The organism is Actinomycetaceae bacterium MB13-C1-2, from assembly GCA_035621235.1.
Taxonomy (GTDB): domain Bacteria; phylum Actinomycetota; class Actinomycetes; order Actinomycetales; family Actinomycetaceae; genus Scrofimicrobium.
On sequence record CP141731.1, the window covers coordinates 989430 to 1004316 of the forward strand.

The 14887-nt window shown below is 57.6% G+C and carries 16 protein-coding genes and 1 pseudogene; 7 read left to right on the plus strand and 10 right to left on the minus strand.

Annotation, left to right across the window (positions count from 1 at the left end):
- Window positions 1–68 precede the first annotated feature (68 nt).
- Genes U6G28_04415 through U6G28_04425 form a run of 3 tightly spaced genes read right to left on the minus strand, consistent with a single transcriptional unit; the run spans window position 69 to window position 1885 of the window.
- Entirely contained in the window at window positions 69–218 is a 150-nt protein-coding gene (locus U6G28_04415) for a hypothetical protein (protein WRS30933.1), read from the minus strand.
- 25 nt (window positions 219–243) lie between these two features.
- The gene (locus U6G28_04420) at window positions 244–1086 is read right to left on the minus strand and encodes a class E sortase (protein WRS30934.1); all 843 of its coding nucleotides are present in this window, start codon (window positions 1084–1086) and stop codon (window positions 244–246) included.
- A gap of 13 nt (window positions 1087–1099) precedes the next feature.
- Window positions 1100–1885: a DUF881 domain-containing protein gene (locus tag U6G28_04425; protein ID WRS30935.1), complete on the minus strand. Its 786-nt coding sequence runs from the start codon at window positions 1883–1885 to the stop codon at window positions 1100–1102.
- Window positions 1886–2009: 124 nt separating this feature from the next.
- Here U6G28_04425 and U6G28_04430 point away from each other — a divergent pair, with 124 nt between their 5' ends.
- Window positions 2010–2270: a cell division protein CrgA gene (locus tag U6G28_04430; protein WRS30936.1), complete on the plus strand. Its 261-nt coding sequence runs from the start codon at window positions 2010–2012 to the stop codon at window positions 2268–2270.
- Between the two features lie 5 nt (window positions 2271–2275).
- Here the strand turns inward: U6G28_04430 and U6G28_04435 are convergent, their stop codons facing one another.
- From U6G28_04435 to U6G28_04445, 3 genes and pseudogenes are all read right to left on the minus strand, one after another.
- Window positions 2276–2944, minus strand: coding sequence for a rhomboid family intramembrane serine protease (locus U6G28_04435; protein WRS31193.1), 669 nt, complete (start codon window positions 2942–2944; stop codon window positions 2276–2278).
- 126 nt (window positions 2945–3070) lie between these two features.
- Window positions 3071–3187, minus strand: a pseudogene (locus U6G28_04440) (hypothetical protein).
- A gap of 6 nt (window positions 3188–3193) precedes the next feature.
- On the minus strand, window positions 3194–3715 hold the full coding sequence (locus U6G28_04445) for a peptidylprolyl isomerase (GenBank protein ID WRS30937.1): 522 nt from the start codon (window positions 3713–3715) through the stop codon (window positions 3194–3196).
- Between the two features lie 115 nt (window positions 3716–3830).
- Between U6G28_04445 and U6G28_04450 the strand changes: the two genes are divergently transcribed.
- Complete coding sequence (locus tag U6G28_04450) at window positions 3831–4436, plus strand: hypothetical protein (protein WRS30938.1); 606 nt, start codon at window positions 3831–3833, stop codon at window positions 4434–4436.
- Window positions 4437–4456: 20 nt separating this feature from the next.
- Here the strand turns inward: U6G28_04450 and U6G28_04455 are convergent, their stop codons facing one another.
- Together U6G28_04455 and U6G28_04460 are read right to left on the minus strand one after the other, a co-directional pair.
- Complete coding sequence (locus tag U6G28_04455; protein WRS30939.1) at window positions 4457–5389, minus strand: aldo/keto reductase; 933 nt, start codon at window positions 5387–5389, stop codon at window positions 4457–4459.
- Window positions 5390–5438: 49 nt separating this feature from the next.
- Window positions 5439–5840, minus strand: coding sequence for a RidA family protein (locus U6G28_04460; GenBank protein ID WRS30940.1), 402 nt, complete (start codon window positions 5838–5840; stop codon window positions 5439–5441).
- Window positions 5841–5911: 71 nt separating this feature from the next.
- Between U6G28_04460 and U6G28_04465 the strand changes: the two genes are divergently transcribed.
- From U6G28_04465 to U6G28_04485, 5 genes are all read left to right on the plus strand, one after another.
- Window positions 5912–7096: an alanine racemase gene (locus U6G28_04465; protein ID WRS30941.1), complete on the plus strand. Its 1185-nt coding sequence runs from the start codon at window positions 5912–5914 to the stop codon at window positions 7094–7096.
- Window positions 7096–8724, plus strand: a complete 1629-nt coding sequence (locus U6G28_04470; protein WRS30942.1) for a D-aminoacylase — start codon at window positions 7096–7098, stop codon at window positions 8722–8724. Before U6G28_04465 ends, U6G28_04470 begins: the two co-directional genes overlap by 1 nt.
- Window positions 8725–8792: 68 nt before the next feature.
- On the plus strand, window positions 8793–9419 hold the full coding sequence (locus U6G28_04475; GenBank protein ID WRS30943.1) for a hypothetical protein: 627 nt from the start codon (window positions 8793–8795) through the stop codon (window positions 9417–9419).
- An 87-nt stretch (window positions 9420–9506) separates the two neighbouring features.
- Entirely contained in the window at window positions 9507–11879 is a 2373-nt protein-coding gene (locus U6G28_04480; protein WRS30944.1) for an RNA degradosome polyphosphate kinase, read from the plus strand.
- A 20-nt stretch (window positions 11880–11899) separates the two neighbouring features.
- Window positions 11900–12931 carry an NUDIX domain-containing protein gene (locus U6G28_04485; protein WRS30945.1) on the plus strand — a complete coding sequence of 344 codons (1032 nt, stop codon included), beginning with the start codon at window positions 11900–11902 and terminating at the stop codon, window positions 12929–12931.
- Between the two features lie 120 nt (window positions 12932–13051).
- On the opposite strand, the gene U6G28_04490 is transcribed toward U6G28_04485, so the two are convergent.
- Both U6G28_04490 and U6G28_04495 read right to left on the minus strand, forming a co-directional pair.
- Window positions 13052–14116 (minus strand): inorganic phosphate transporter, encoded by a 1065-nt coding sequence (locus U6G28_04490; protein ID WRS30946.1) that lies wholly within the window; start codon window positions 14114–14116, stop codon window positions 13052–13054.
- A 3-nt stretch (window positions 14117–14119) separates the two neighbouring features.
- The gene (locus U6G28_04495; protein WRS30947.1) at window positions 14120–14749 is read right to left on the minus strand and encodes a DUF47 family protein; all 630 of its coding nucleotides are present in this window, start codon (window positions 14747–14749) and stop codon (window positions 14120–14122) included.
- Between the last annotated feature and the right edge of the window lie 138 nt (window positions 14750–14887).

Genomic DNA, 14887 nt, shown 5'->3' on the forward strand with positions numbered 1-14887 from the left:
GGTGGGCGACACGCCGATAAAATCGGCGAAATCGGCCCCTATCTGATTGGCAAACCAAAAAAGCGGGGTTAGCCGACTGTGCTGTCGAAGAAGTAGGCGTTGGCCCAGGGGAAGACGTATTCGAACAGCAGGAATACCACCCCGAGCACAATCAGGGCGGCAAAGATTACCTTGAGCCACTTGGGGCCTGGTAACAGACGGAATAGTGCGCTGTACATGCCTTTGTTCCTTTCGTCCCGTGGGCTACTTAACGCCCTCGAGGACTTTGGGTCTACCGTCCTCTTTTGCGACCCAGTACTTTAGCTCGCTTCTTAGGATGTACCGATGAGAGTTTCCGAACTCGGGGTCGCAGGTTGTCATGGTCATTATTCTCTTTGTGGGGGTAGCTCCGCGTTCATTCGGGACGGGGAATAGGACCTCTGTCTGACTTGGCAAAATGATTTCGTGGTCTGTCACTTCGTAAACGAGGAAAGCCTTGTCTGTCTCAACGACGATCGGATCCCCCGGTTCCATGATGTGCACCTGTCGGAAGTTATTTCCGTAGGAACGACGGTGTCCCGCCAGGGCAAAATTACCTACCTCGCCGGGCATTTGCGTGTCAGGGAAATGTCCGGCGTTGCCTAGGTCCAAAATCTCTTGGCCTATGCCTTCGGCAATTGGAATAGCCATGTCCCACTTCGGAACGTGAAGCACGCCGAATATCTCTCCGTACCCGACCTGGGCAACTGGAGGTGGGGGGTCTGTTCTCTGGTTCTCCACGGTCGCGACCTGATCGTTTACCGGGTTTGCACGCTCAAACTCAGCCACACGCTGCTGCATTCCCGGTTGCACCTGAGCGGTGGTCCACCACAGTTGCCAGACAACGAAGAGCAGAAGGACCACTCCTGCAGTCATCAGCAGCTCGCCCAATATCTGAAGCGACAGGCTCCAGAAGCTTCGTTTGGGTCTCTTAGGTGCAACGCTCCTACCCGTCGGTCTGAACTGACCGCCTCCCGGCAAGCCGGATGCATGAGTCGCCGGGCGCTGCATCCCGTTGCTTGCGCCTGAGGCGTGTATCGCGGAGCGCGAGGGGTATGGGGAAGACATGCAGGTAATCCTATTACCGTGTGAGGGGTGAGGCTAAGCCTTGTAGCCCGATTTCTGTCGCAGGGGGAAGAACCATTGATTCCTGCGGGGTTACTGACCATCCCATTTGGTACTTTGCCGCATAGAAACGATAGTCCGAAACCCGTTCGTCTTGGTCCAGAGAATCAGCTAGCAGGCTCGGATCCCCAATTGCGGAGATGACGTAGGGCGGGGCGTATGACCTAGAGCCGACCAGGATCACGTTGCCCACGCACCTAACCGGGGTGTCTGCCGCTAGGCGTACTCCCTGGACGGCGATAGCTTCTGCTCCACCCCGCCACAGTGCGTTCACGACGGCGTCAACGTCCTGCTGGTGGACAACCAGGTCGTTGACGGATGCTCCCTCGTCCGGAATAAACTCCTTTGCGGCATCGGACAGCGACACCTCAACCCCGGGGCCGGTAACTGTGAGTCGACTGATGGGGAGGAGGCTTGCGTCCGAGGTCTCGGGTAGCGACGTCTGGGTGAGGGACTGTGCTTGCTCCGTCAACGCATCAGTTTGCTCCTCAAGTGCAAAGACGCGCGACTGTTGCTCCCTAACAATGTCGGCAAGATTTCGGTCATCGCTATAGCCGTGGTTCTGCGCGTTACTTACAGAGATGCCGATGAGTAGTCCAGCGGTGACTGAGATAATCCCAACGGCCAACGAGCCGAGCAGCCCTGTCCCAAAGCCCAGCGATCGTCCGAGTACACTCGGTTTCTTTCCGGACTCGTCAGCGCCCTCGCCCGATGTCGACTGCGTTGCCCACTGGTCAGACATGACGAACCTCCCGCGCCGTACTCGCTAGTCTGCTTTGTCGGATGGTTATCCCACGGCTAGTCTATGTGGAGGTCGATTCACGACAGTTGTAACCACCGCGGCGCGCACATCATCAGGAGGAAATGTGGCCAAGCAGAGCAAGCGGGATAACAAGCCGAAGAGGGACGACGAGGAACTCGTTGATAACTGGGCAAAGGACATTCCCCTAAGCCCCTCATGGTGGGCTCCCGTGTTCGTGACGCTACTGATTCTCGGGCTGGTATGGCTGGTGGTCTACTACTTTTCTGGTGCAAAATTTCCAATACCCGGAATCGGATACGGGAATCTTGCCATTGGTATTGGTCTAATGCTTGCCGGATTCATCATGACCCTGAGGTGGCGCTGAGTTCTTCAGCTAACCAGCGCGTAGAGTCCCCAGGTCCCGGCGACGCTCAACACGACAAGTGCAACGAGCGCTACCAGGCTCATTCCGGTAAGTGTTTTCTGGCCGCGTGACCTGAAGGCGTCCGCTGCCCAGACGAAGATGCCCGTGGCTAACAGGCCCATCAGGAAGCCTCCAACGTGTGCCTGCCACGAAACATTTGACATTGTGAAGCTGTAGATCAGGTTCACGGCAAGTAGCACCAGGATCGATGTCGTTGACATCCCGGCGCGCCTTTGAAGGACAAGGATTGCGGCCAATAGGCCGTAAAGGGCTCCAGAAGCTCCAACGGTCCAAGTCGCGGCAGACTGTGGTTGCACCAAAAGCCAGCCGATAATCAGCATTGAACCACCAACTGCGCTGAGTAAATACACAGCCAAGTAGCGCCACCAGCCGAGCGCCCGCTCGACTGAAGACCCGACCAGGTAAAGCATTAGCATGTTGAACAGTAGGTGCGTAAAGTTCGCATGCACAAAGGCCGCGGTCACAAGTCTCCACGGTTGCAGGTAACCAAAAACGGGGTTGAAGGCCAGCCAGTTGATCACGTCGGACGAAAACTGCTGAAGGATAAACATAACTACGTTTACGACGATCAGCGTAAGGGTGACGGGAGCGACCGCAGAAGCGGTCCTGGACATCCCGGTGCGCGCCCCCGGCCTTCCCCATGGAGATCCGCCGCTGGCGAAACGGCTCTTCCGCGCGGAGGGAGTCCCGGCGCAATCAACGCAGATGGAACCGACTTCAGTTGGAATAGAGCAATCTGCGCAGGCGGGCCTGTTACATCGTTTGCAGTAGGAGACCGCCGGGACGCCAGGGTGCCTCGGGCACTGTTCCGGACGTGTTTCCGGGGCACGCTGCCCGTAGCGAGGCGCGTCGGTCATGACGAATTAGTCCTCGTCCTCGATGTCGATGTGCTCGATGACCACGGGCGTAAGCGGACGATCCTGCGCTCCCGTCGGAACGGCGGCAATCTCGTCGACGACCTTCTGTGACTCCTTATCCGTCACCTCGCCGAAGATGGTGTGCTTGCCGTTCAGCCAAGGGGTTGGTTCAACGGTAATGAAGAACTGCGAGCCATTGGTTCCCTTGCCCATGCGTTTCCCTGCATTCGCCATGGCCAGAAGGTACGGCTTAGAGAAAGTGAGTTCGGGACTGATTTCATCGTTGAACTCGTATCCTGGGCCGCCCATGCCGGTGCCCTCGGGGTCGCCGCCTTGAATCATGAAGTTCGGAATAACCCGGTGGAAGATCGTGTCGTCGTATAGGGGACGAGTGGTCATCTGACCAGCGTTGTTCCACTGGCGCTCACCCTTTGAGAGTTCAACGAAGTTCTTAACCGTGTGAGGTGCCTGGTACGGGAACAGATTGACGCGGATATTACCCATGCTTGTGCGAATAACAGCTTTCATGTTCTCTATCATCCCATCTGCACCCCCTTGGACTGCAACTCCTTCATACCTTTAGCATGACGTGACAGAATAGATACCGGCGTAACGAAGCACTAGTTTTTGGGGTGAGCAACGAATGGATCAGGATAACTTGAAGCAGATCGCGGATGAGGTCATATCTGCTGTTGCAGGTAAGGCCGGGAAAGCGGCAGAGGTAGCCGGGAAAGCTGCCAGTAAAGCTGCGGAGATCGCGGGCGAGACCGCCACAGAGCTCGGTGATCGCGCAGTGAAACTTGGTAAGTCCGGCGTGGAAGCCGCCGCGCCAACGCTTCACCAGTGGGCGGACGTGGCGCAGGACCAGGCAGAGGCACTGCTGGAGAAGTCAAAGCACTCTGCGGAAGAGGGCAAGGAAGCTTCGCTTGCGGCGCTGGCTACCCTCGCTGCTAAGGGGCAGGACACTTTGGCGGACGTGGAGAAACATGCCAAGGCCGCGGCAAAGCCAGCCAAGCGTAGTGGTCGTGCTGGTCGAATCTTCGGTTGGACTGCCGCCGCTGCGGGAGTTGCATCCGTCGGATACCTGCTGTGGCGCCGTTCGCGTCCCATTGAGGATCCCTGGGCCGAAGAGTACTGGGTCGACCTGCAGACCGATGCTGACCTTAGCGATGTCCCCGACCAAGCCGAAGAAGCTACCGACAAGGTCGAGGACAAGGCTGAAGAGACTGCTGAGGAAACCTCAGAGTAGTCAGCTGTTTGGGCGGCGGTTTACGGAACCAGGTGACCCGCCGCCCTAAAGAGCCGGTACCACTCTGGCCTAGTCAGTTGAATGTCAGAGCCGCCCGCAGCCGCCCTAACCCGATCCGGAGTGGTCGTACCCAGGACGACCTGCATTTTCGCAGGATGACTGGTGATCCAGCTGATTGCTACGCCTTCAGGTGTCGCATCGTACTTGGTCGCTAACTCGTCCAAGACTTCATTCAGTTCTGCGTATTCTGGATTGCCAATGAATGGCCCGTTGAAGAATCCTGCCTGGAATGGCGACCAAGCCTGAATTGTCATCCGGTGGATCCGAGAGTAGCTGAGAACCTCGCCGTCCCTCATGATCGCCTGGTCCTCGTCAACCATGTTGACTGTCGTCCCCTGCGCAATAATCGGTGCGTGGGTGATGGAGAGCTGTAGCTGGTTCGCGACCAACGGCTGAGTAACAGCCGTTTTGAGTAGTTCGATGTACATTGGGCTCTCATTCGAAACCCCGAAATGCCGAACTTTACCGCTCTGTTCTAGCTTGTTGAATGCCGCTGCGACCTCTTCAGGCTCGACTAGTGAGTCCGGGCGGTGCAGTAGGAGTACATCAAGATAGTCTGTTTTTAGAGCCTTTAGGCTTCCCTCGACCGCCTCGACGATATGCCCGGCTGAGAAGTCAAAGTACGGGCCGTCCTTGACGATACCGGCCTTTGATTGAAGGTATATCTGCTCGCGCTCTGAAGATCCGAGGTTGAGAGCATCGCCAAACCTGGTTTCGCATAGGTGCAAGGTCTGGCCGTAGATATCGGCGTGGTCAAAAAAGTTGATTCCGCAGTCACGGGCTGTCTTGTAGAGATCACGAATCTGATCGTCTGTCTTGTCGTCGATTCTCATCAGACCCTGAGCCACGTTTGAGACCTGAAGTCCTGTGGTGCCCAGTTCTATGTTGCGCATTGTTGTTCCTACTATCCTCGTTGACTTTTGCTATGGCCTCGATGGGCGATTACCCAACAACCGCCAGCGCATCGATCTCTACCAGCATGTCAGGGTTTGGCAGTCCCGTGAAGACCGTGGTCCGCCCCGGGTATACCTGACCGGCGTGCTCCTTCATGTATGCCTCGTACGCACCATTGAAATCGGGAAACAGCTCGGGATCGGTTAGGTAGACCCGCACCATGATGACATCCTCAATCGACGCGCCTCCCGCCTCAAGAATCGCTCGAACATTCTCAAGGGTCTGGGTGGTCTGCGCGGCAACATCGCCCGCGTGGATGTATCTGTTTGTTTTGGGATCGACCGGCCCTTGACCGGACACCTGAAAGATCCCTCCCTTTATGACACCCTGTGAGAAAGTTGTGATCGGCACTGGGGCGTTTTGGGTGGTCACGGCCTTCTTTTCGGTCATCAGCAGTCCAATCGGTTCGACAAATGATTCCTACGTAATCGTAACCTTGTGGTGTAGGGGAAGGATCACGCATGTTGATAGACGTCGGTGCCAAGAGTTTTCCGCAATCGCTCTGGGGAACTACCACTGAATCGTTGAGGGAGAGCGCCCCTGGGCTCGATGAGTTTGCTACTCCCTTGGTAACTCTTCGGCGAGAAGCGATTGATCACAACACCGAGTTGCTTGCGAACTGGGCGACCAGCGCCGGAGTATCGCTGTGCCCCCACGGGAAGACTTCAATGGCTCCCGCACTCTGGCAGAAGATGCTCGATGCCGGGGCATGGGGGATAACCCTCGCAACTGTCTGGCAAGCCCAGGTCGCTGCGACAAACGGAGTCCCCCGGATCATGATTGCAAACGAGGTCACCGACGGCACGTCGCTGGACTGGGCTACCTCTCAGCGACAGGTTGATCTGTTTGTCTGGATCGATTCGTTTCGCGGACTGCGACTGATTGAACAGCGCAGACCGACGTCTCCTCTCTCTGTTCTGATTGACGTTGGTGGAGGAGGAGGGAGAACCGGAACCCGTACCGACGCGGAGTTCCGCGCACTTGCGCAGGCTGTGGCGAACTCCCCTTCGGTCCGACTGTGCGGCATCGCGGGGTACGAGGGCGCCCTGGCCCACTCACGTAGCGCTGAAGATCTGGCGACCGTGCGAAGCTACTGCGAACGACTCGCTGAGCTGTATCAGATGGCCGAGGACCTGTTTGAGGTCAGCTCGCCTCTAATCAGTGCCTCTGGCTCTGTGTACTACGACGTGATCGCTGAGGAGCTTCGCCGTATTTCGCCTGACGCCCAGATCATCCTTCGTCCCGGGTCATTCCAGATCCACGACGGGGGACACTACGAGCGACTGTCCCCATTTGGTCGCGACTCCGAGGGACCCAGACTAAAAACTGCCCTCGAAGGATGGGCTACGGTCCTGTCGAGGCCCGAACCGGACCTGATTCTTCTGGATGGTGGTCGCCGTGACTTCGGGTTTGATATAGATCTGCCTCAAATCGATGCCGAGGACGCCCGCCTCAATGGACCGGCCGAGACCTTTGAGATCAACGACCAACATCTGTTCGTCCGCGTCACGCCCTCGTGCAACTTGGCGGTAGGAGATCGCGTCCGGCTGATGTTGAGTCACCCGTGCACCTCGTTGGACAAGTGGCGACTAATTCCCCTCGTCGAGGATGACCGAGTGATAGATGCGATAGAAACCTGGTTCTGATGGGCGGCAACGACCACTTTGATGTGCTGATCCACGGAGCCACCCTGGCGGACGGATCGCGTGAGGCGCGGCTTCATTCCGCGGATGTCGGTCTTCGTGGCGGGCGCATCGTCCAAGTATCACCGAATCTGGCAGGAGCGGCTGCGGACCAAATGATCGACGCACGCGGAGGTATCCTCGCCCCCGGCTTCATCGATATGCATGCTCACGCTGATCTTTCACTCATCAGCGGAGCCGATGCGGACGCGAAACTGATGCAGGGAGTGACAACCCAAGTCATCGGGCAGGACGGTTTGGGATATGCCCCTGTGAACGCGGAAACGAAGGAACCGATAGCACAGCAAATCGCCGGGTGGAACGGCCCTATGCCGAGCGACGCGAGCTGGCAGTCAATGGCGGAGTATCTGGATCGGCTCGATCAGGGGATGGCGACCAACGCGGTCGTACTCACGCCTCACGGCAATCTGCGAATGATGGTGATGGGCAACCAGGCGCGAGTGGCGACGGACGAGGAGCTTGTGCGGATGCAGGACCTCCTGGCAACAGCGATGGAGGAAGGAAGCGGGGGACTATCCACCGGCCTCACCTACACTCCGGCAACCTATGCCGATACGCGGGAACTGATCGCGCTGTGCCAGGTTGTCGCCGACAAGAACGGATATTTCAGTCCCCACACCCGTAGCTACGGTAAAGGGGCGCTTGGCGCATACCGCGAGATGATCGAGGTTGCGCGGTCCACGGGCGTTCGCCTACACCTGACACACGCGACGATGAACTTCCCTGAGAATCGCGGTCGCGCGTCCGAACTACTTCAGTTGGTAGACGAGGGGAGGGGTCGTGGCCTCCAGATTTCGCTCGACACGTACCCTTACACCGCGGGTGCAACTAGCCTTTCCGCCCTGCTCCCCAGCTGGGCGTTTGAGGGTGGGGCAACGGCTCTTCTTGAGCGTCTCAGCCACCTTGAGACCAGAGCGCGGATCGTCCACGAGCTTGATGAGGAGGGCTCCGACGGGGCCCACGGAACGGTGGTCGACTGGGACGCACAGCAGGTCGCCTCGGTTGGAAACCCCGAACTTGAGGCGCTGGTTGGGGGAACGCTCCAGCAGATCCACGACAGCGAAGCGCTGACTGCGGTGAGGGGTCTCCCCTCGTCCTCGCCCGCCGAGACGGCGTTGAATCTGATGATTGCGGACAACTTGGCAACGACGATCCTGATGCACGTTGGGCACGAGGAGAACATTGTTGAGACGATGAGAGACTCCTTCCACACAGTTGGGACGGACGGGATTACTCACGGCGGTAAACCTCATCCACGCAGCTGGGGGACGTTTGCTCGCTTCCTGGGGCACTATGCACGCGACCTTGGGGTGATGAGTCTGCCGGAAGCGGTGAACCACATGACGGGACGTGCCGCCGAGGTACTGGGACTGAGCGATCGGGGGCTGGTTCGAGAGGGATACGTGGCGGACCTGGTGCTGTTCGACCCGGACCTTGTCCAAGATCGTGCCACCTATGAGGAACCGAAGCAGATCGCGTCAGGAGTCCGTTATGTTTGGATCGGTGGGAAGCCGGCGGTTCGCGACGGTGCGCTCGCGGAAATTAGGGCGGGGCACGTCCTTCGTTCGTGACTTAGCATTGGATAACAGAGGGACGAAGCGGTCACCCGCTCGTCGTCCGTGATCGAAGGAGTGGCGTGATGGAACATAAATTCCGCAGACCCGCAATGCTTGACCCCGAGATGGCTGAGTACATCATCGGCGATGAAGACCCCGCAGACGGTTCAGGTCTGGCACATTCGACCGCGTGGGCTCTGCTTGGCCAGCCGTCCGTTGACTTCAGCGAAGAGGACGTCCCAAAGGTCTTGGAGGCAGTGCGCTCAAAAGGCGTGGACATCCTCGCTGGTGCCTGGGCGCGTTCGCCGGAGTTCACTCTTCCCGGAGCGCTGTGGCGGATTTACCTGATGTACCAGTGGTACCAGATGAATCCCGGTGTCCTGTACGAGCGCTACCAGGAGGGCATGGCGGCAATGAAGGGTGGGTCAGGCGCAAGCCTCGAGTCGGCCCCGAACCTGGACGAGGTCATCTTGGCGATCGAGGGTGTGCTCGCCGGGTACGCTACGGAGGATGACCTAGCGTCTGTGTTTGAGGTGACGGCTGAGTCGATGCGGGTTCTGGCGGCGAGCGCAAAGTACGGGCCGCAGTGGATCACTGAGGATACTCACGCATTGGCCAATCCGGTGACCCGCCGTGACACCGCACTGCTTGACACCGCGAGCGAGCTAGACGAAAGTGCCAAACAAGCAAAGGCCGGAGCACTGAACTGAGAAGACTGGCTGAAACGGTTGCAGGGTTAACTCGTTGGCCCATCACCAACAGGTGGCAGCCTTTGGAAGGCGGAGAAGGGTGAGACTATGACAGGGCCGATTGACGGCGCGAATAGTGCGCTTGACCTCTCGGATGAGGGTTCCAGCGGTCCACCGCCCCTAGAGGTCGCTCGCCCTGATGAGCTGTTCGTTCCGGCGGACCGTCTGGAACTTGTCGGCGAGGAACACTCGGACGACGAGTACATAATCGAGATGGAAGACGAGGGCGGAAGTGAGGCTGAAGAGGTTCAGCCGTATGAGGTAACAGGTCTTCCGATCGACACTTCCGCTCCGCTAGGCCTTGACTATCCTTTGCCCGAGGGAAGGTTTGCTGATCGAGAGCTGTCCTGGATTGCCTTTAACGAAAGAGTTTTGGAGCAGTCGGAGGATGACACCGTTCCCCTGCTTGAGAGGCTCTGGTTTTCGGGAATCTTTACCTCGAACCTAGATGAGTTCTACATGGTTCGCGTCGCGGGCCTGAAGCGACGAATTGCCGCTGGAATCGCGAAGCCGGGAGCGTCGGGACTATCGCCAACCGAGGTGCTGGATCTGATTACGCACCGGACGCGAGAACTTGTCACCCGGCAGGCGCAGGATTTTCAGGGTGAGCTGATTCCCGCGCTGGCAAGTGCGGGAATAAATTTCCGTAGTTGGGACGAGCTGGATAAGCCGGAGCAGGACCGACTGTCAAGATATTTCCGCACCCAGGTATTCCCGGTCTTGACCCCACTCGCGGTCGACCCCAGCCACCCGTTCCCGTACATCTCCGGACTTTCTTTGAACATCGCCGTCGTCCTGACGAACCCCGTATCCGGGAAGCGACACTTTGCCCGTATCAAGGTGCCGGAAACTCTGCCGCGGCTAATCAGCATTGACACCGCCGGGCGCGAGGGACGCCCAGAGCAGTACGTTCGTCGTGGACTTGGCGCGTCTTTTATCACCCTCGAAAGCCTGATAATCGCACATTTGGACCACCTGTTTGCCGGAGTAGAGGTTGAGGAGGCGCACTGCTTCCGCGTCACCCGTAACGAAGACCTAGAGGTCGAGGAAGACGATGCAGAGAACCTGCTAACCGCCATGGAAGAGGAACTGCTACGGCGTCGCTTCGGCCCCGTGGTCCGCCTAGAGGTTGAGGACACGATCACCCCGTTTGTCCTCAATTTCTTGACGGACAGGCTTGAGATCAGCTCGGAGGACGTGTTTGAGCTTCCGGCCCCGCTCGACTTCCGATTGTTCAACGAATTGCATGATCTCGATCTGCCGAGCCTCAAGTACATGCCGTTTGTGCCGGTGACGGCTGCTGGCCTTTCAGAGGTTGAGTCCTCGCAGCCCCAGGACATCTTCTCCGTACTGCGAAATCGCGACGTTTTGCTCCACCACCCATACGATTCATTCTCCACTTCGGTACAACAGTTCATCACCCAGGCGGCTCGTGACCCCAATGTGCTGGCGATCAAGCAGACGCTGTACCGTACCTCGGGCGACTCTCCCATCGTCTCTGCGCTGATCGACGCGGCCATGCGCGATAAGCAGGTGGTTGCAATTGTTGAGGTAAAAGCACGTTTTGATGAAGAGGCCAACATCCTCTGGGCGAAGAAGTTGGAGCAAGCAGGGGTTCACGTCGTCTACGGGATGATGGGTTTGAAGACGCACTGCAAGCTCTCCCTCGTCGTCCGTCAAGAAGGCGATCAACTGCGCCGGTACTGTCACGTTGGAACCGGTAATTACCACCCCGGAACGGCACGAGGGTACGAGGATCTGGGTCTTCTAACGTCTGATCCTGACGTTGGACAGGATCTCAGCCGCCTGTTTAATCAGCTGTCCGGATACGCCCCGAAGTCGACATTCAAACGTCTGGTGGTTGCTCCAGTTTCGATCCGCAGCACTCTGATCGAAAAGATTGAGGAGCAGGTGGAGCGAAAGCTTGCAGGCGAGGACGCATGGATCGGCATCAAGGTGAACTCTATTGTGGACGAGCGCACTATCGATGCCCTCTACCGGGCGAGTCAGGCCGGCGTTCGCGTTGACTTGGTCGTTCGGGGAACCTGTGCTCTACGCGGTGGAGTGAAGGGCCTAAGTGAGAACATTCGAGTTCGCTCTATTCTCGGTCGTTTCCTTGAACATTCAAGGATCTTTGCGTTTGGGGCGCCGGGAGAAGAACAGGTGTGGATTGGTTCCGCCGACCTGATGCACCGCAACCTTGATCGCAGGGTGGAGGCGCTGGTAGAGATCGAAAATCGCGACCACATTGACTATCTGGTTGACCTGGTGCGAACAGAGGCTTCTCCTGGAACCTCATCTTGGAGGCTTCGAAAGAACGGACGTTGGCGCAGGCACACACACGATAAGTTCGGAGCCCCGTTACGGGACATCCAGGTGGAGTTGATGCAGGAGGCGTCGTCCAGGGTTGTTGGCCGTTGAGACAGTTGTAGGGTTGTCCAGTGCCTGATCGTTCAATTATCTTTCCCCGGGGAATGGTTCGTTCTGCGGGAGCCCTGGTGTGGCGTTTTGCGCCCGGTGTGGAACCGGTGGCACCCGGCGAACCTATCGCGCCGGGTGATATCGAGGTGCTTTTGGTTCACCGCCCCAGATACCGAGACTGGAGTTGGCCGAAGGGCAAAGCGGAGCGTAACGAACCTCTTCCTGTTACCGCAGTGCGCGAGGTTGAGGAAGAAACCGGAAAGGTCATTGAACTCGGAGCGCCACTGACCACTCAGCGTTATCGGCTGGGGTCGGGGCACATAAAAGAGGTTCACTACTGGGTCGGTCAGGTCATTCGAAATCATCCAGCCTGCTCGACTAGGCGGCCAGTGGCTCGCGCCAACAAGAAAGAGATCGATATCGTCAAGTGGGTTCCACCCGAGCGGGCCCGGGCAATGATCACCCGCAAGGGCGATAGGCGTCTGTTGACCGAACTGATTGGTCGTGGGGCCGCCGGAGAACTCCAGACTTCGACGATCATGCTACTTCGACACGCGAAGGCAGTCTCGCGTGAGAAGTGGAGTGGTTCCGAAGCGGAGCGTCCATTGACCCGAGTGGGTGTGGCTGAGGCAAGCGATTTGGTTCAGCTGCTGTCTGCCTTTGGTGTCTCGCGTGTTATCACATCGCCGTGGCGTAGGTGCGAGCAGACGGTCTTGCCGTATGCCGTCCTGGGTTCAGCGGGTGTTAAGCGGGACGAGGTGCTGACCGAAGACTGGGTCAGAGATGATCCGACAGCATCCAGCAAGGTGGTTGCCAAGCTGGTCAAGGCAAAGCATGCGGCAACCGTAGTTTGCTTCCACGGCCCGGGGTTAGATGCGCTTGAGAAGCCACTTCGCGAAATCGCACCCAAACGGGTTCTCGCCGCAATGAACGGGGCTGATCCGGTGTTGAGCAAAGCAGAGATGCTAGTTGCCCACGTGACGTTGACGGAGAAACCCAAGGTACTTGAAGCCGAACGTCATCACCCGCTGACAAAGTTGACACTGAAGTAGCGCAGGATCCCCTTTCCTACTTCTCCCACTTCGGGTTTGCCAATCAGATAGGGAGGCGACACGCCGCCAAATGCGGCGAAATCAGCCCCTATCTGATTGGCAAACCCAAAGTGGAGGGGGTCAATAAACCGGGATTATCGCGTGGAAAATAAAGAACATAATCGCCGCCACTGTTGCGGCGGCCGGTAGGGTCAAAACCCATGCCACCACGATGTTTCCGGTGACCGACCACCTGACCGCTGAGAGTCGTTTGGTGGCGCCCACACCCAGAATCGAAGCGGTAATGGTCTGGGTTGTTGATATCGGTGCATGAAGAAGATAGGCGGCGGTGTAAAGAATGCTGGCCGAGACCGTTTCGGCCACGAATCCTCGGGCCGGATCAAGGTCAATCATCTTGGAACCGAGCGTCTTCATGATCTTGTAACCACCGGAGTAGGTGCCAAGTGAGATAGCTGCTGCTGCCGCGAGCTTCACCCAGAGGGGGATGGTCATGTCGCCGGTTGCTTCATCAAAAATGTTGTGGGTCTCGCCGTATCCTCCGGCCAAGAGTGCCATGACGATAACGCCCATTGTCTTTTGTGCGTCCTGAAGGCCGTGGCCCAGTGCCATGGCGGCTGCGGACAGCGTTTGCGCGTGACGGAATCGTCCCATCGTCTTGTGATACGGCCTGTTCGCAAACCAGGCCAGGATCAACTTCATGGCGAAGTATGAGAGAACGAAACCGATAATGGGAGAAGAAATCATCGGGATGATGACGTGATTCAGAATCCCGGTCCAGTGAACCTGAGTCGCAGATGCAATACCGGCACCGGCCAGTCCTCCGATGAGGGCGTGGGACGAGGATGAGGGAAGGCCGAACCACCAGGTTGTGTAGTTCCACACCACCGCGCCAACCAGGGCCGAGAGTACAACTATCAGACCAAAGCGTTGCGTCTCAGTGCTGTCCGAGAGCGCGTACGAGTTGATGTCGATGATCCCCTCGCCAATAGTCTTCGCGACCTCGGTGCCCATCAGCGCGCCGATAACGTTCATGACCGCAGCCATCGCAAGTGCGGTGCGGGGCTTGAGTGCTCGGGTTGAAACCGATGTGGCTATAGCGTTGGCGGCATCGTGGAAGCCGTTCGTGTAGTCGAAAAGTAGTGCAATTGCGATGACTATGACGACAAGAACGATATTGAAGTCCACGAATCAGGACTCCTTCACCGCGATGGTCTCAACCTGCATGGCGAGCGTCTCAAATGCGTCTGCGCACTTCTCTAGGATCTCGACCACGTCCTTGAGCTTAATGACCATCAGAGGGTCCAGATCAGAGTCGAACAGGTTTCCAAGTGTTCTGCGATAGACCTGGTCTCCCTGGTTCTCAAGAATGTTGATCTCGAGCCAATATGCCTTGAGATCACGCGGCTTCTTGATCTTTGGCATCGCCTCGTGGGTGAGTTCCGCACAACGAGCCAGAATCTGTACCTGCTGGCCGAGCAAATCGTAGAAGGGTTGAGGAATGTTCTCTAGGCGATAGAGGACAATCATGTCGCCGGCTTCGTCCATCAGATCAACGCAGTCGTCAAGCAGGTGAGCCAGTTCTGACATGTCGTCGCGATCAAACGGGGTAATGAACGAGCCATTGAGCTTTTGTACGAACTGATGGTTTATGTCATCAGCCTCATGCTCGATGTCATGCAAGGCCGCGCGCACATCTCGGCGCTCGTCACCCTGGGTATCAAGAATTCTCTGAAGCATTTCGGCTGCGCCTACGAGCTTGCTTGCTTGGTTCGCGAGCAGGTCGAAGAAAGACGGGCCACGGTCTGTTTTGATCGCCACGTTGGGACTTCCTCTGTTTTTAGAGAACAAGGGGATAGTTATGCGAGAACCAACCAGGTCACCGATTTGCTATCCGCGATGCCATTAGGATTATAGGTGCACTCGCCGTGACGCAAAATCAAACGGTCGCTAGCTCAC

Excerpts from the sequence above, each read along its gene's own strand:
- U6G28_04465 (WRS30941.1), top strand. The coding sequence starts at position 5,912 with ATGTTGATAGACGTCGGTGCCAAGAGTTTTCCGCAATCGCTCTGGGGA.
- U6G28_04470 (WRS30942.1), top strand. The coding sequence starts at position 7,096 with ATGGGCGGCAACGACCACTTTGATGTGCTGATCCACGGAGCCACCCTG.
- U6G28_04435 (WRS31193.1), bottom strand. The coding sequence starts at position 2,944 with ATGTCCAGGACCGCTTCTGCGGTCGCTCCCGTCACCCTTACGCTGATC.
- U6G28_04450 (WRS30938.1), top strand. The coding sequence starts at position 3,831 with ATGGATCAGGATAACTTGAAGCAGATCGCGGATGAGGTCATATCTGCT.
- U6G28_04425 (WRS30935.1), bottom strand. The coding sequence starts at position 1,885 with ATGTCTGACCAGTGGGCAACGCAGTCGACATCGGGCGAGGGCGCTGAC.
- U6G28_04455 (WRS30939.1), bottom strand. The coding sequence starts at position 5,389 with ATGCGCAACATAGAACTGGGCACCACAGGACTTCAGGTCTCAAACGTG.
- U6G28_04415 (WRS30933.1), bottom strand. The coding sequence starts at position 218 with ATGTACAGCGCACTATTCCGTCTGTTACCAGGCCCCAAGTGGCTCAAG.
- U6G28_04475 (WRS30943.1), top strand. The coding sequence starts at position 8,793 with ATGGAACATAAATTCCGCAGACCCGCAATGCTTGACCCCGAGATGGCT.
- U6G28_04460 (WRS30940.1), bottom strand. The coding sequence starts at position 5,840 with ATGACCGAAAAGAAGGCCGTGACCACCCAAAACGCCCCAGTGCCGATC.
- U6G28_04445 (WRS30937.1), bottom strand. The coding sequence starts at position 3,715 with ATGAAAGCTGTTATTCGCACAAGCATGGGTAATATCCGCGTCAATCTG.
- U6G28_04480 (WRS30944.1), top strand. The coding sequence starts at position 9,507 with ATGACAGGGCCGATTGACGGCGCGAATAGTGCGCTTGACCTCTCGGAT.
- U6G28_04420 (WRS30934.1), bottom strand. The coding sequence starts at position 1,086 with ATGTCTTCCCCATACCCCTCGCGCTCCGCGATACACGCCTCAGGCGCA.